The organism is Pseudomonas sp. UBT, from assembly GCF_050915955.1.
Taxonomy (GTDB): domain Bacteria; phylum Pseudomonadota; class Gammaproteobacteria; order Pseudomonadales; family Pseudomonadaceae; genus Aquipseudomonas; species Aquipseudomonas antarctica_A.
On the sequence record NZ_CP168079.1, the window covers coordinates 951,669 to 966,180 of the forward strand.

A 14,512-nucleotide genomic window follows, 5' to 3' on the forward strand; every position below is an offset into this window, starting at 1 on the left:
TGGGTTTTTATTGTTCAACGAGCCAACAACCAGGGCCCAGGCCCGCGTACGCGCCTGAGCCATCAATCTTTGTTATTCGGCGGTGACCACGCTGGGTTGCCCCAGATTGGCCAGGCGCACGCTGTTCTGAACCTGCGCCACTTCGCTTGGCGACCCGATCGGCCCCATGCGCACACGGTGCAAGGTCTGCTGGTTACGCACGATGGAGCTGATGAAAACCGGCGCGTTGACCATGCCGCTGAGCTTGGACCTTAACAGTTCTGCCGCATCCGGGTTGGCGAAAGCACCCACTTGCAGGTACTGACCGCCCACGGTAGAAGCCCCCGGAGCCGCGCGAGGCACGACAACGGTGTCCGGCGCGTGCTGCGCCGGAGGTGGCGTCCACTGTTCGATCTTGCCGGCGGAAGCAGTCACTTGCGGTTGCGGGGTTTGCGGCTCGTTGAGCATCAACGGTGCCGGTTTGCCACGCTGGGCCCAATACTGCGCCGGGTCGATGCCTTCTACTTTCACCCGCGCGGTGCCGATTTCGGCATAACCGAGTTTCTTGGCCGCGGCGTAGGACAAGTCGATGATCCGATCCGAATAGAACGGACCACGGTCGTTGACCCGCAGGATCACCGAGCGGTTGTTGTCCAGGTTGGTGACGCGTACGTAGCTGGGCAGCGGCAACGTCTTGTGGGCCGCGCTCATGCCGTACAGGTCATAGACTTCGCCGTTGGCGGTGTTCTGGCCATGGAACTTGGTGCCGTACCAGGACGCCGTGCCCGACTGGACATAGGTCTTGGAATCCTGCAGCGGAAAGTAGTTCTTGCCCAGCACGGTATAGGGGTTGGCCTTGTACGGGCCGGTGTGCAGGGTTGGCGTGGCATCCGGGATTTTCGAAACGTCGACATCCCACCACGGCGCGCCATCTTTGTGCGCGCGGTTGATGTCCAGCCCAGGCTTGGCACGGACGATAGCGCCGCCCTTTTGCGCTGGCGCGCGGCTGGTGGTGGTGGATGAGCAACTGACGACCAGCAAGGACAACGCGGCGAACGCCACCAGCTTGAGCGGTTTATTGAACGGCGGTACCCGCATTACTTGTTGCCCCGTGCTTGGACCAGCATGTCTGACAGCTGATGCACGGCCATGGCGTACATCACACTGCGGTTATAACGCGTGATTGCGTAAAAATTCTTCAGGCCCATCCAGTATTCCGGGCCGTTTTCGCCTTCAAGGCGGAACGCCGTCACCGGCATATCGTCGCGTGGCGCATTCTGACTCGACCAGCCCAGCGCTCGCAACTCCCCAACGGTCTTGACCGGCTCGATTCCCTGGGTCAGGCCCTCATCGGCGCGATCACCGGTGACATCGGCACGGATCACCACGGGCTCGCCAGCCACCCAGCCGTGGCGCTTGAAGTAGCTGGCCACGCTGCCAATGGCGTCGTCGGGGTTGCTCCAGATATTGATGTGGCCGTCGCCGTCGAAATCCACTGCATAAGCGCGAAAGCTGCTCGGCATGAACTGCGGCAAGCCCATCGCACCGGCGTAGGAGCCTTTGAGGGTCAGCGGGTCGACCTGCTCTTCGCGGGCCAGCAACAGGAATTCGCGCAGCTCCTTGCGGAAGAACTCGGCGCGCGGCGGGTAATCGAAGCCCAGGGTCGACAAGGCGTCGATCACCCGGTAGCTGCCGGTATTGCGCCCGTAAAAGGTTTCAATGCCGATGATCGCGACGATTACCTGAGCGGGCACGCCGTACTCCTGCTCGGCACGGGCCAACACGGCTTCGTGCTGGCGCCAGAAATCCACACCGCGGGCCACGCGGGCGTCGGTGAGGAACATCGGGCGATAGTCTTTCCACTGCTTTACGCGCTCGGCGGGACGCGAGATCGCGTCGAGGATCGCCTGCTTGCGCTGGGCTTCACGGAATATGCCCATCAACTGCTCACCGGCGAAACCGTAGTCGCGGGTCATTTCACCGACGAATTCGGCGACCTGGGGTGAGCCATCGTAGTCACCGGCCTGCACCTCTTGCGTCGCGCCCAGCAGCCCAATCAGGCCCATCCAGGACGCGTGCCGAGTCGCCCAGCCGCGCATTACTTGCATTGACATCTTCACCTTATTCAAACCTGCGCGATCCACTTGCGATGCGTATGAATCGACATCAAAACCCCAAACGCTGACAGCAATGTCACCAGCGAAGTTCCGCCGTAGCTAATGAACGGCAACGGCACCCCAACCACCGGCAACAGGCCACTGACCATACCGATGTTGACGAAAACGTAAACAAAAAAAGTCATGGTCAGGCTGCCGGCAAGCAATTTGCCGAACAGCGTCTGCGCTTGCGCGGTAATCACCAACCCGCGACCAATCAACAGCAAATAAATCAGCAACAGCGCGCAAATGCCCACCAGGCCGAACTCTTCGCCCATTACCGCAATGATGAAGTCCGTGTGGCTCTCGGGCAAAAAGTCGAGGTGCGACTGAGTGCCCAGTAACCAGCCCTTACCAAATACACCGCCAGAGCCGATGGCGGCTTTGGACTGGATGATGTTCCAGCCGGTGCCCAACGGGTCGCTCTCCGGGTCGAGGAACGTCAAGATCCGCTGCTTCTGGTAGTCGTGCATAAAGAAGAACCACATGGCCACGGCCACCGGGATCGCCGCAGCCAGCACGCTGAGGATCCAGCGCCAGCGCAAGCCGCCCATAAACAGCACGAACGCACCGCCCGCGAGGATCAGCAGCGAGGTGCCGAGGTCCGGTTGGCGCACGATCAGAATGAATGGCACGCCGATCAATATCAGGCTGATCCCCACGTGCTTGAGCTGTGGCGGCAAGGTGCGCTTGGACAGGTACCAGGCGATGGTCGCCGGCATCAGGATCTTCATGAATTCCGACGGCTGGAAGCGAATCACCCCCGGAATGTTGATCCAGCGCGTCGCCCCCATGGCGTTGTGGCCCATCACGTCCACCACCACCAACAGCAATACGCCGGCGACATAACCGAGTGGCACCCAGCGCGCCATGAAACGTGGCTCCAACTGGGCAATCACCACCATCGACAACAGACCCAGGCCGAACGACGAGGCCTGCTTGATCAACAGGTCCCAGTTCTTGCCGCTGGCCGAATAAAGAACGAACAGGCTGCCGGCTGCAAGGGTCAGCAGCAGGATCAGCAACGGGCCATCAATGTGCATGCGCTGCAGCAACGTCGCACGCCGACGCATCACATCTTCGCTGGAGAGGATGCGGTCAAAATTACTCTTCACGGGCCGTAACCTCGGTGCTTGAAGGGGGGCCGCCATATTCGGGCTTGAGCTTGCCGTCGTCGGCCAACAGCCAGGCGTCCATCACTTGGCGCACCACGGGCGCTGCGACGCCGGAGCCGGACTCGCCGTTTTCAACCATCACCGCCACCACGATTTTCGGGTCGTCGGCCGGAGCGAAGCCGACAAACAAGGCGTGGTCACGGTGGCGCTCTTGAACCTTGGAACGGTCATATTTCTCGCCCTGCTTGATCGCGACCACCTGAGCGGTACCGCTCTTGCCGGCAATGCGATACTGCGCGCCGACCGCGGCCTTGCGCGCGGTACCACGGGCGCCGTGCATCACCTGCTGCATGCCGTGGTTGACCTTGGTCCAGTCGGACGGGTCGCGCAGCACAATGTCGGGAATCGGGTTCTCATCCAAAGGCTTCTCGCCCTCAATGGTCTTGGCCAGGTGCGGGCGGTTCCAGATGCCTTTGTTGGCCACCAGCGCCGTGGCCTGGGCCAGTTGCAGCGGCGTCGCCTGCATGTAGCCCTGGCCGATCCCGAGAATCAGGGTTTCACCCGGGAACCACGCCTGGCGACGGGTCGCGCGCTTCCACTCCCGCGACGGCATCAAGCCGGGGGACTCTTCGAACATGTCCAGGGAGACTTTCTGACCAAGGCCGAACTTGCCCATATAGGCAGATAGCCGGTCGATCCCCAGCTTGTGGGCCAGGTCATAAAAATAGGTGTCGTTGGAGCGCATGATCGCGGTATCCAGGTCGACATAGCCGTCACCGGTGCGGTTCCAGTTACGGTATTTGTGATCGTAGTTGGGCAGCATGTAGTAGCCCGGGTCGAACACACGGCTCGATGCGGTCACGACGCCCGAATCCAGGCCGGCAATCGCCACCGCCGGCTTGATGGTCGAGCCTGGCGGATACAGCCCGCGCAGCACGCGGTTGAACAGCGGCCGGTCAACCGAATCACGCAGCTCGGCGTAGGCCTTGAAGCTGATCCCGGTCACAAACAGGTTAGGGTCGAAACTCGGTTGGCTGACCATCGCCAGCACTTCGCCGGTCTTGGGGTCCAGTGCCACCACGGCGCCACGCCGACCGCCGAGCGCCATCTCGGCCGCTTCCTGCAGCTTGATGTCCAGGCTCAGCACAATGTCCTTGCCCGGCACCGGGTCGGTGCGCTTGAGCACCCGCAGCACGCGGCCTCGGGCGTTGGTCTCGACTTCCTCGTAACCCACCTGGCCATGCAGCTCGGGCTCGTAGAAACGCTCGATGCCGGTTTTGCCGATGTGGTGGGTGCCGCTGTAATTCACCGGATCGAGGCTTTTCAGCTCTTTCTCGTTGATTCGGCCCATGTAGCCGACCGAATGCGCAAAATGCGCCCCTTGCGGGTAGTGCCGCACCAACTGCGCCACGACTTCCACACCGGGCAGGCGGAACTGGTTCACCGCGATCCGCGCGATCTGCTCTTCAGTCAGTTCAAACAGGATCGGCACCGGCTCGAAGGGCCGGCGCCCCTGCTTCATGCGTTTTTCGAAGATCACCCGGTCTTCCGGCGTCAGTTGCAGCACTTCGACGATGACATCGAGGATCTGCTGCCAGTCGCCGGAACGCTCACGGGTCATGCTCAGGCTGAAGCTGGGCCGGTTATCCGCGACCACCACGCCATTGCGGTCGAAAATCAGCCCACGGGTCGGCGGAATAGGCTGCACATGCACCCGATTGTTCTCCGACAGCGTGGAGTGATAGTCGTACTGGATCACCTGCAGGAAATACAGGCGCGCAATCAGCACCGCAATCAGACCCACCACCAAAAACGCGCCGAAAACGACCCGCGAGCGCACCAGACGTGCGTCTTTCTCGTGGTCCTTGATGCGGATCGGCTGGGTCATCGGGAGGGGCGCAGATTATTTGTGGTAAGGGTGCCCGGACAGAACTGTCCAGGCGCGATACAGCTGTTCACCGATCAGAATCCTTACCAACGGGTGCGGCAACGTGAGTGCCGACAGCGACCATCGCTGGTCCGCCCGCGCACACACTTCCGGCGCCAGCCCTTCGGGGCCGCCGACCATGAAGTTGACGGTGCGCGAATCCAGGCGCCAGCGGTCCAGTTCCACCGCCAACTGCTCGGTGCTCCAGGGCTTGCCGTGCACTTCAAGGGTGACGATACGCTCGTTGGGGCCGACCTTGGCCAACATGGCTTCGCCTTCCTGACGGATAAAGCGCGCCACGTCGGCATTCTTGCCCCGGGTGTTGAGCGGTATTTCCACCAGCTCCAGCGACAGCTCAGCGGGCAGACGCTTGGCATACTCGTGCCAGCCTTCTTCCACCCACTTGGGCATGCGTGAACCGACAGCGATCAGACGCAGGCGCACAGCCGTTCCTTATTCCTGGTCTTTGTTGAGCTTGTCGAAGTGCGCGTGGCCCACTTCCGGGCTGTGGTGCTTGCCATCCGCCGCACGGCTCTGCTCGGCGCCTTTCCACAGACGCTCCAGGTCGTAGAACTGACGGGCGTTGGAAGTCATCATGTGAACGATCACGTCGTCCATGTCCAGCAGCACCCAGTCGCTGTCGCCCTTGCCTTCTTCACCCAGCGGCTTCACGCCTTGGGCTTTGACGGCTTCGCGAACCTTGTCCAGCATCGCGCCGATCTGGCGGTTGGAGGTACCGGTGGCGATGATCATGAAGTCGGTGATGCTCTGCTTGTCGCGTACGTCCAGAACCTGGATGTCCTGGGCCTTAACATCTTCCAGGGCAGCTACGGCGACTTTTACCAGCTCTTCGCCAGCCAGCTCAGGGCCGGTGTGCGCTTCAACTGGCAGCGGGGCGCTTTTGAAAGTGCCTTTACGCTTAACTTTGCTTACGTCTTTGTTCGTCATATAAAACTCGTTTTGCTCGTATGTTCGGGCGCTCGCTGCACGATTGTTCGTGCGTTCAAGCGCGCCTTTTCAGTTCGACGCACGGTAAAGCCCGTGCGCATCGATGTAGGCCAGGACCGCGTCAGGCACCAGGAAACGTACCGACTTCCCGCTGGCCAGCAGTTGACGGATCTGGGTGGCAGACACCGCAAGCGGGGTCTGCCAGACGAATGCAATATTCCCGTTCGGCCCGGTCAGGGCCAAGGGGTCACTTACCGACCGCGCGGCCAGCAGGTTGCGCAAGGCATCCGGCGGTTCGCTGTCGGCATCCGGGCGTTGCAAAACCAGGATGTGGCAATGCTGGAGGAGTTCCTCCCAGCGATGCCAAGAGGGCAGGCCGCAAAATGCGTCCCAGCCCAAAAGCAGAAACAACTGGTCATCTGCGGCCAGCTCGGCACGCATCAGCTCCAGGGTATCGACAGTGTAGGACGGTTTATCGCGCTTGAGCTCGCGGTCGTCCACCACCAGCGGCGGTATGCCGTCTACGGCAAGGCGCACCATTTCCAGGCGCTGCTGCGCTGACACCTGCGGCGTATCGCGATGCGGCGGCCGGGCATTGGGTGCCAGGCGCAACTCATCCAGCGCGAGGGCATCCGCGACTTCCAGGGCACTGCGCAAATGGCCGATGTGCACGGGGTCGAAAGTACCGCCGAGCAGCCCGATGCGTTTAGCCATCAAGTGCGCACATGACCGTCGCCGAACACCACGTACTTCTCGCTGGTCAGGCCTTCCAGGCCAACCGGGCCGCGAGCGTGAAGCTTATCGGTGGAGATGCCGATCTCCGCCCCCAGGCCATACTCGAAGCCGTCGGCAAAACGCGTCGAGGCGTTGACCATCACCGAAGCGGAATCCACTTCGTTGAGGAAACGCCGGGCATCGCTGAAATGCTCGGAAACAATGGCGTCGGTGTGCTTGGAGCCATACTTGTTGATGTGTTCGATGGCCTGGTCCAGGTCATCGACGATGCGGATCGACAGGATCGGCGCCGTGTACTCGGTGTACCAGTCTTGTTCAGTCGCCTCGATCACGTCCGCGCCCAGCAGCGCACGGGTACGCTCGCAACCACGCAATTCCACACCCTTGTCCCGGTAGATGGCAGCCAGCGGCGGCAGCACGCGATCGGCAATGCCGACGTGCACCAGCAGGGTTTCCATGGTGTTGCACGGGGCGTAGCGGTGGGTCTTGGCGTTGTCGGCGATGCGGATCGCCTTGTCGATATCGGCGGCGACGTCGATGAACACGTGGCACACGCCGTCCAGGTGCTTGATCACTGGCACTTTGGCATCACGACTGACGCGCTCAATCAGGCCCTTGCCACCGCGCGGCACGATCACATCGACAAATTCCGGCATGGTGATCAGCGCGCCTACGGCGGCGCGGTCGGTGGTTTCCACCACTTGCACCACTTCGGCAGGCAACTCGGCCACCGCCAGGCCCTGCTGAATGCAGGCGGCAATGGCGCGGTTGGAATTGATCGCCTCGGAACCGCCACGCAGGATGGTCGCGTTGCCCGACTTGAGGCACAGGCTCGCGGCGTCGATGGTCACGTTCGGGCGCGACTCATAAATGATGCCGATGACGCCCAGGGGCACACGCATCTTGCCGACCTGAATGCCGGACGGCAGGTAGCGCATATCGCGGATTTCACCGATGGGGTCAGGCAGCTTGGCCACCTGACGCAGGCCTTCGATCATGTCGTCGATACGCGCGGGCGTCAGCGCCAGGCGGTCCAGCAGGGCTGGCTCGAGGCCATTGGCGCGGCCGTTGGCCAGGTCCAGTTCGTTGGCGACAGCCAGCTCGGAGCGCGAAGCATCCAGAGCATCGGCGGCGGCCAACAGGGCGCGGTTCTTCTGCGCAGTGCTCGCACGGGCGATCAACCGCGAGGCCTGCCGGGCAGCGCGACCCAGGCGGGTCATGTAGTCAAGAACGGACTCAGTCATGGTCAGGGAGTCTTGGCAAAGAGGAAAGCGACAGATTATAGCTGTGACGCCGCCCGACTGACAGCGGTGTGGGGCGGATGGTCGAAATGAACTGTAAAAACCTGGGGTTCAGCCGTAATTAAGGCGGGAGTTGTTATTATTCCGTCACATTTAGCCGTATTAACCCCAGACAACCATGCCCAGTTTTGCTCCGCAGCCCCCCGCCAGCGCCCTGCCCGACAGCTTCTTCGACCGTGACGCGCAAGTTCTTGCGCGAGAACTACTCGGAAAAGTCATACGCCATCGCGTCGGCGATTTGTGGCTTTGCGCGCGAATTATTGAAACCGAAGCCTATTACGTGGCCGAAAAAGGCAGCCATGCGTCGCTTGGCTACACAGAAAAGCGTAAAGCTTTGTTTCTGGATGGCGGCCACATCTACATGTATTACGCCCGTGGTGGTGACTCGCTGAACTTCAGCGCCCAAGGCCCCGGCAATGCCGTGCTGATCAAATCGGCCTATCCCTGGGTCGATGCCGTGTCTGGCCCGGCCAGCTTGGCGCAGATGCTGTTGAACAACCCGGACGCCAGCGGCCACCCTCGCCCATCGCAGAAACTCTGCGCCGGCCAGACCCTGTTGTGCAAAGCCCTGGGCCTGAAAGTGCCGATGTGGGATGCCAAGCGCTTTGACCCCGCGTTGCTTTATGTCGAAGACGTAGGCCAGGCCCCGACGCACATTATCCAGACCACCCGCCTGGGCATTCCCAGCGGCCGTGATGAACACCTGATGTACCGCTTCGTCGATGCTGGCTACGCGCCCTATTGCACTCGGAACCCGCTGCGCCGGGGCCAGGTCGAAGGGCGTGATTATTTTTTGATTTGAATTGAACATTGAGACCGGCCGCGCAGCGGATCGAATGTGGGAGCGGGCTTGCCCGCTCCCACAATTGATCTTCAGCGTCTCAGGTTATGTATTGAATAAAGGGAGTTGATTGTATGGGCCAATGGCTCGATAGCATTACCGGCTGGCTAACCCTGAACCCCGAATGGCTGGCCGTGGCGGTGTTTGTGGTCGCGTGCGTGGAATGCCTGGCCATTGCCGGGCTGATCGTGCCGGGCACGGTATTGCTGTTTGCCATTGCCGCACTGGCGGGCAGCGGTGCGTTATCCCTGAGTGAAACCTTGTTGTTGGGTTTCCTCGGCGGTTTGCTCGGTGACGGGGTTTCCTACTTCCTGGGCCGACACTTTCATCAGAACATTCGGCGGCTTCCAGGTTTGCGCCACCACCCTGAGTGGATGAATGGCGCAGAAACCTACTTCCATAAATACGGTATCGCCAGCCTACTTGTAGGGCGCTTTATCGGCCCGTTGCGTCCGATGCTGCCGATGGTGGCCGGGATGTGCGACATGCCCTTCCCGCGCTTTGCCGCCGTGAGCATTGTGGCCGCAGCCGGTTGGTCGGTGGCTTATCTGCTGCCGGGCTGGGCGACCGGTGCCGCGTTCCGCCTGCCGCTGCCGGAAGGTTTCTGGCCGGAGGCCGGAATAGTCACTGCCTGCCTGGCGGTGTTGCTGGGGCTGAGTTTGAACAGCAGCCTGCGCGGCCATCTTCGCGCCACGTTGTGGATTGGCTGCGCCAGCCTGACGTTGTTGATCGCGCTGTTTATCGGCTACCCGCACCTTCATAACTTCGATCAGGGCCTTAGCGCACTGGTGCAGGAACACCGCAGCCCATGGCTGGACGAGGTGATGGTGCGGATTACCCAATTGGGTGAGTTCAAGAAGATGTTTGTCGCCAGCGCGGTGTTTACTGGCGTGTTGCTGCTGGCACGGCAATGGCGGCACGCCGTGTTTGTCGGTGCCACCTTGGCCGGGGCGGCGGTGATCAACACCGGCACCAAACTGTTTTTTGCCCGTGGTCGACCGGAAATCCTCACAGACCCGCTGACCAGTTTCAGCATGCCCAGCGGTCACGCCTCCGGCGCCTTCGCGTTTTTCCTGGCTCTGGCCGTGCTGGCCGGTCGTGGGCAACCCACGCGCTTGCGCCTGACCTGGATGTTGCTGGGCTGTATTCCGGCCGCCTTTATTGCGCTGTCACGGGTTTACCTGGGGGCGCATTGGCCCACGGACATCCTCGCCGGCACGCTGCTGGCAATGACGGTGTGCGCATTCAGTTTGACCGTCATCCAGTATCGAAGCCCGCTGCCGGCCATGCCGCAAAAAACCTGGTGGCTGCTGCTCCCGGTGCTGGTCGCGGTGCTCAGCGTTATCGCCCTCACCGGCACACCTCACGCCCTGTTGCGCTACGCCTACTGAGGGAACAGTTCGCCCTGCAATTCGTCGAGCAACATCTGGATTGCATCCAGGCGTTGCTGCGGATCGTCGAGTTGCAGCAGGTCGATCTTGTCGGCCTCGGTGAACGGCAACAGATAAGCCAGCTGATTGCCCAGGGCTTGCTGGCCATCGGCGTGGGTGCCCATGTCCAGCGAGGCGACCATCGGGTGCTCGGCCAGGGCCTGCAGCAACGCCAGCAGGTCAGCGTCCTCTTCTTCCAGAGGCTGGTCCGGCACTTCTTCGAGCCATTGCACCTCGGCCACCAGCAACTGGTCCTTCTGCACCCCGGCGTCACGCACGCGAAACCGGCGCCCGCCTTCGACGCGAATCCCCAGCAGGCCGTTATCCTGCTGTTTGAAATCGCGAATCAGCGCTTCACAGCCGACCAATGCGTAGCCGTCCGGGGCCACGCCCACTTCCCTGCCGTCGAGGATGCACACCACGCCAAAGCTTTCGCCCTTTTTCATGCAGCGGCTGATCATGTCCAGGTAGCGCGCCTCGAACAGTTGCAAATCGAGGGTGCAGCCAGGGAACAGCACGGTATTGAGCGGGAACAGCGCCAGACTCATAAAGGTTTCCTTAAACCCGGTTTAAACGATCACGGACACGGCAAGCGGCAGAAAAACCGCCGTGGCCACGCCCATCAGACTCATGGCCAGCGCCGCAAAGGCGCCGCACTCTTCGCTTTCCTGCAAAGCCACCGAAGTGCCGACGGCGTGGGCGGTCATGCCCAGGGCCATGCCGCGCGCCTCGGGGCTGTGCACACCCAATCGTGACAAGTAAGCCGGGCCGATCATCGCACCGATCACTCCGGTAATCAGCACAAACACCGCCGCCAACGCGGCCACGCCGCCGATCTGCTCGGCCACCAGCATGGCAATCGGTGAGGTAACCGACTTGGGCGCCATGGTCATCAGCATCCTGTGTTCGGCGCCAAACCACCCGCCCAGCAAGACGCACAAGCCGGTAGCCACCACACCGCCTATCACCAGCGTAGTAAAAATCGGCCAGAACAATTGGCGAATCCGCCGCAGGTTCAAAAAGAGCGGCACCGCCAGGGCCACGGTCGCGGGGCCGAGCAGGATGCCCATGATCTCGGTGCTCTTGCGGTACTCGGCGTAAGTCAGGCCGCAGGAGAGCAACACGCCGATGACCAGCAGCATCGACACCAGTACCGGTTGCAGGAAGATCCAGCGGGTTTTCTCGAACGCCGCCAGCACCAGTTGATAGGCTCCAAGGGTGATACCGATGCCGAACAGCGGGTGATGAATCACTGCCGTCCACGCGCCCTGCCAGTCGACGGTCATTGATCCTTCTCCTTGCGCTTGACCATGGACTGCATGAGTACGCCGACAAAGCCCATGGCAATCACCAGCGACAACACCAGTGCGCCGACAATGGCCCAGAAGTCCGCGGCGATGTCCTTGGCATACACCATCACGCCCACCGCCGGCGGCACCAGCAGCAACGGCAAATAACGCAACAGGCTGCTGGCGGCCAGGCTCAAGGGCTCGCCGACTTCACCGCGCCAGATCAGAAAACCGAGCATCAGCAGCAAGCCGATGATCGGCCCCGGCAGCACCGGCAACAGCAAATGATTGATGGCGGTGCCAATCAATTGAAACAGCACCAGCCATGTCAGGCCACGTAACAGCATGCGTTCTCTCCCCCTCGACGCTCGCCCGCATTATAAGCACGCCGGCCCTATGCTCCGGCATTCGCCAAAAGCATGGTGGGTTGACCGGGCTGGTTGCCCATGATGATCTAAGATGGATTTCGCACACCTATAAAAAACGATGAACCAAGGAGAGTCGCAATGCCCTATGTACCTGTAGCGCAACTCAAAGATTATGTCGGCAAGGAACTGGGACGTTCCGAATGGCTCACCATCGACCAGGCGCGTATCAACCTGTTCGCAGAGGCCACCGGCGATCATCAGTTCATCCACGTCGACCCGGTCAAGGCCGCCAAGACGCCATTCGGCAGCACCATCGCCCACGGTTTCCTGTCGCTGTCGCTGATGCCCAAGCTCATGGAAGACATCCTGATCATGCCCGAAGGCCTGAAGATGGCCGTCAACTACGGGCTGGACAGCGTGCGTTTCATCCAGCCGGTGAAGGTTGACTCCAAGGTCCGGCTAAACGTGACCCTCAACGACGTTACCGAGAAAAAACCGGGCCAATGGCTGCTGAAGGCCACCGCCACCCTGGAAATCGAAGGCCAGGAAAAGCCTGCTTACGTCGCCGAGTCGTTGTCACTCTACTTCGTATAAGGCTATGCCTGTGGCGAGGTGAGAAACCTTGCCACAGTGTATGTAAATTTATGTATGAAACTCGCAGCTGCGGCATACTCGGCGCTTAATTATCCGGATCCCGCTATGCGCCCACTCGCTCCCCTTGCCCTTGCCCTGTTGCTCACCGCTTGCGGAGACGGCGAATCGCTGTTGCCGCCCGATGCGCGCCTGCCCGACGGCGGCCGCTACCGTGGCGATGTGGTCAATGGTTTGCTGCAAGGCCAGGGCCGCGTGGACTACCCCAACGGCAGTTGGTACGCCGGCCAGTTCGACAAAGGCCAGTGGCACGGCCAGGGCGAATGGCATGGCAGCAACGGCGAGGTTTATAAAGGCCAGTTCCAGCAAGGCCTGTTCGACGGCCAGGGCAGCCTGACCACGGCGGGCAGCAGCTACGTCGGCGGTTTCAAGAACGGTCGACGCAATGGCGAAGGTACCCTCAAAGAGGGGCAAATGACCTATCGCGGCGAATTCAAAGACGACCAGTACTCCGGCCTCGGCCGCCTGGAATTGGCCGACGGCAGCCAATACCAGGGCCAGTTCGCCCACGGCAAACCGAATGGCGAAGGCCAGCGCAACGACGACAGTGGCAACCAGTTCAGCGGCCACTTTGTCGACGGCCAGCTCGAAGGCAACGGCACCTTCAACAGCGCCGACGGCGATATCTATGTCGGCCAGTTCAAACAGAACCAACTCAATGGCAAAGGCCGTTATGAAAACGCCGACGGCGACGTGTGGATCGGCCAGTTCAAGGAAGGCGCACTCAGTGGCAAAGGCGAGCTGATTGGCGTCGATGGCAGCCACTATGTCGGCCAGTTCAGTGAATGGCGCTTCTCTGGCCAAGGCCGTCTGAACCTCACCGATGGCAGCTTCTATATCGGCGGCTTCGACAGCGACAGCTATCAAGGCATCGGCACCCTCGTACTCAGCGACGGCACGGTACAGGCCGGCACCTGGGTCAACGGCATGCGCGTGCGCGATGCCGACGGCAAGCTGCTGCCCGACCCGCTGGAAATCGGCGTACTGGCCCAAGGCCGCTTGCTCGATGCCGCCCTCGCCGCCGTGCCGCCCTCAACGGGCGCCGTCGAGTTGTACACCCTGGCGCTGGCCGGTGATGGCAAGCAAAGCGTGTTCCTGCGTGAAGCCGATTACGTCAGCAACATGCTCGCCACCCGCTTCGGTGCGCGCGGGCAGATTCGCCTGGTCAACCACCGCGACCACATCGCCGACCGCCCCCTGGCCACCCGCGAAAGCCTGCGCCGTGCCGTGCAAACCCTGGCCGAGCGCACCGGGCCGCAAGACCTGGTGTTTATCTACATGACCAGCCACGGCACCCACGAGCACGAACTGGTGCTGGACCAACCGCGCATGGAACTCGCCGACCTGCCCGCCGATGAACTGGCAGCCGTGCTCGCGCCGCTGAAGAACCGCGACAAAATCATCGTGATTTCCGCCTGCTACTCGGGCGGGTTTATCCCGGCACTGAAGGATGAGCGCACGCTGATCATGACGGCCTCCCGTGCCGACCGCGTGTCGTTCGGTTGCTCGGAAGAGGCGGACTTCACCTACTTTGGCGATGCCCTTTTCGCGCAAGCCTTCAACCAGACCGATGACTTGCAGCAAGCCTTCAAACTGGCCCAACTGCATGTAGCCGAACGCGAACAGGCGGACAACTTCGAAGCCTCCGAACCGCAGATCTGGGCCCCCAAAGGGGTGATCGCCCATTGGCAACTATTACGTAAACAGCAGGCACGAAAGGCGCTCGAAAGCGTCTCAATGAATAGCAAGGAAGCCAAAGGCAACTAAGCTGT

At 61.5% G+C, this 14,512-nt stretch carries 15 protein-coding genes; 4 read left to right on the forward strand and 11 right to left on the reverse strand.

Annotation, left to right across the window (positions count from 1 at the left end; all coding sequences use genetic code 11):
- Positions 1–72: 72 nt before the first annotated feature.
- From ACDZ94_RS04425 to ACDZ94_RS04460, 8 genes are all read right to left on the reverse strand, one after another.
- A complete protein-coding gene (locus ACDZ94_RS04425; protein WP_262666334.1) occupies positions 73–1,077 on the reverse strand; it encodes a septal ring lytic transglycosylase RlpA family protein in 1,005 nt (334 codons plus the stop codon).
- Entirely contained in the window at positions 1,077–2,087 is a 1,011-nt protein-coding gene (gene mltB / locus ACDZ94_RS04430) for a lytic murein transglycosylase B (protein ID WP_064454282.1), read from the reverse strand. The genes ACDZ94_RS04425 and mltB overlap by 1 nt, the downstream gene beginning before the upstream one ends.
- A gap of 17 nt (positions 2,088–2,104) precedes the next feature.
- On the reverse strand, positions 2,105–3,208 hold the full coding sequence (gene rodA, locus ACDZ94_RS04435; RefSeq protein WP_057703348.1) for a rod shape-determining protein RodA: 1,104 nt from the start codon (positions 3,206–3,208) through the stop codon (positions 2,105–2,107).
- Between the two features lie 31 nt (positions 3,209–3,239).
- Positions 3,240–5,138: a penicillin-binding protein 2 gene (gene mrdA / locus ACDZ94_RS04440; protein ID WP_064454283.1), complete on the reverse strand. Its 1,899-nt coding sequence runs from the start codon at positions 5,136–5,138 to the stop codon at positions 3,240–3,242.
- A 15-nt stretch (positions 5,139–5,153) separates the two neighbouring features.
- Positions 5,154–5,621 (reverse strand): 23S rRNA (pseudouridine(1915)-N(3))-methyltransferase RlmH, encoded by a 468-nt coding sequence (gene rlmH, locus ACDZ94_RS04445; RefSeq protein ID WP_003176297.1) that lies wholly within the window; start codon positions 5,619–5,621, stop codon positions 5,154–5,156.
- A gap of 9 nt (positions 5,622–5,630) precedes the next feature.
- A complete protein-coding gene (rsfS, locus tag ACDZ94_RS04450; RefSeq protein WP_003215432.1) occupies positions 5,631–6,125 on the reverse strand; it encodes a ribosome silencing factor in 495 nt (164 codons plus the stop codon).
- A gap of 69 nt (positions 6,126–6,194) precedes the next feature.
- Positions 6,195–6,839 carry a nicotinate-nucleotide adenylyltransferase gene (gene nadD, locus ACDZ94_RS04455; protein ID WP_048724668.1) on the reverse strand — a complete coding sequence of 215 codons (645 nt, stop codon included), beginning with the start codon at positions 6,837–6,839 and terminating at the stop codon, positions 6,195–6,197.
- Positions 6,839–8,104, reverse strand: coding sequence for a glutamate-5-semialdehyde dehydrogenase (locus ACDZ94_RS04460; RefSeq protein WP_064454285.1), 1,266 nt, complete (start codon positions 8,102–8,104; stop codon positions 6,839–6,841). Before ACDZ94_RS04460 ends, nadD begins: the two co-directional genes overlap by 1 nt.
- 175 nt (positions 8,105–8,279) lie before the next feature.
- Here ACDZ94_RS04460 and ACDZ94_RS04465 point away from each other — a divergent pair, with 175 nt between their 5' ends.
- Together ACDZ94_RS04465 and ACDZ94_RS04470 are read left to right on the forward strand one after the other, a co-directional pair.
- Positions 8,280–8,963 (forward strand): DNA-3-methyladenine glycosylase, encoded by a 684-nt coding sequence (locus tag ACDZ94_RS04465; protein ID WP_064454286.1) that lies wholly within the window; start codon positions 8,280–8,282, stop codon positions 8,961–8,963.
- A gap of 113 nt (positions 8,964–9,076) precedes the next feature.
- Complete coding sequence (locus ACDZ94_RS04470; RefSeq protein WP_221295715.1) at positions 9,077–10,393, forward strand: bifunctional DedA family/phosphatase PAP2 family protein; 1,317 nt, start codon at positions 9,077–9,079, stop codon at positions 10,391–10,393.
- Here the strand turns inward: ACDZ94_RS04470 and ACDZ94_RS04475 are convergent.
- The 3 genes from ACDZ94_RS04475 to ACDZ94_RS04485 are packed head-to-tail and all read right to left on the reverse strand — an operon-like array spanning position 10,387 to position 12,068.
- Positions 10,387–10,980: an LON peptidase substrate-binding domain-containing protein gene (locus tag ACDZ94_RS04475; RefSeq protein ID WP_064454288.1), complete on the reverse strand. Its 594-nt coding sequence runs from the start codon at positions 10,978–10,980 to the stop codon at positions 10,387–10,389. The two genes, ACDZ94_RS04470 and ACDZ94_RS04475, sit on opposite strands and share 7 nt — an antisense overlap.
- A 21-nt stretch (positions 10,981–11,001) precedes the next feature.
- On the reverse strand, positions 11,002–11,718 hold the full coding sequence (locus tag ACDZ94_RS04480; RefSeq protein ID WP_432751134.1) for an LrgB family protein: 717 nt from the start codon (positions 11,716–11,718) through the stop codon (positions 11,002–11,004).
- On the reverse strand, positions 11,715–12,068 hold the full coding sequence (locus ACDZ94_RS04485) for a CidA/LrgA family protein (RefSeq protein ID WP_064454290.1): 354 nt from the start codon (positions 12,066–12,068) through the stop codon (positions 11,715–11,717). The genes ACDZ94_RS04480 and ACDZ94_RS04485 overlap by 4 nt, the downstream gene beginning before the upstream one ends.
- A gap of 159 nt (positions 12,069–12,227) precedes the next feature.
- Between ACDZ94_RS04485 and ACDZ94_RS04490 the strand changes: the two genes are divergently transcribed.
- Positions 12,228–12,683 carry a MaoC family dehydratase gene (locus ACDZ94_RS04490; RefSeq protein WP_128587790.1) on the forward strand — a complete coding sequence of 152 codons (456 nt, stop codon included), beginning with the start codon at positions 12,228–12,230 and terminating at the stop codon, positions 12,681–12,683.
- A 105-nt stretch (positions 12,684–12,788) separates the two neighbouring features.
- Entirely contained in the window at positions 12,789–14,507 is a 1,719-nt protein-coding gene (locus tag ACDZ94_RS04495; RefSeq protein ID WP_064454292.1) for a C13 family peptidase, read from the forward strand.
- Positions 14,508–14,512: the final 5 nt, after the last annotated feature.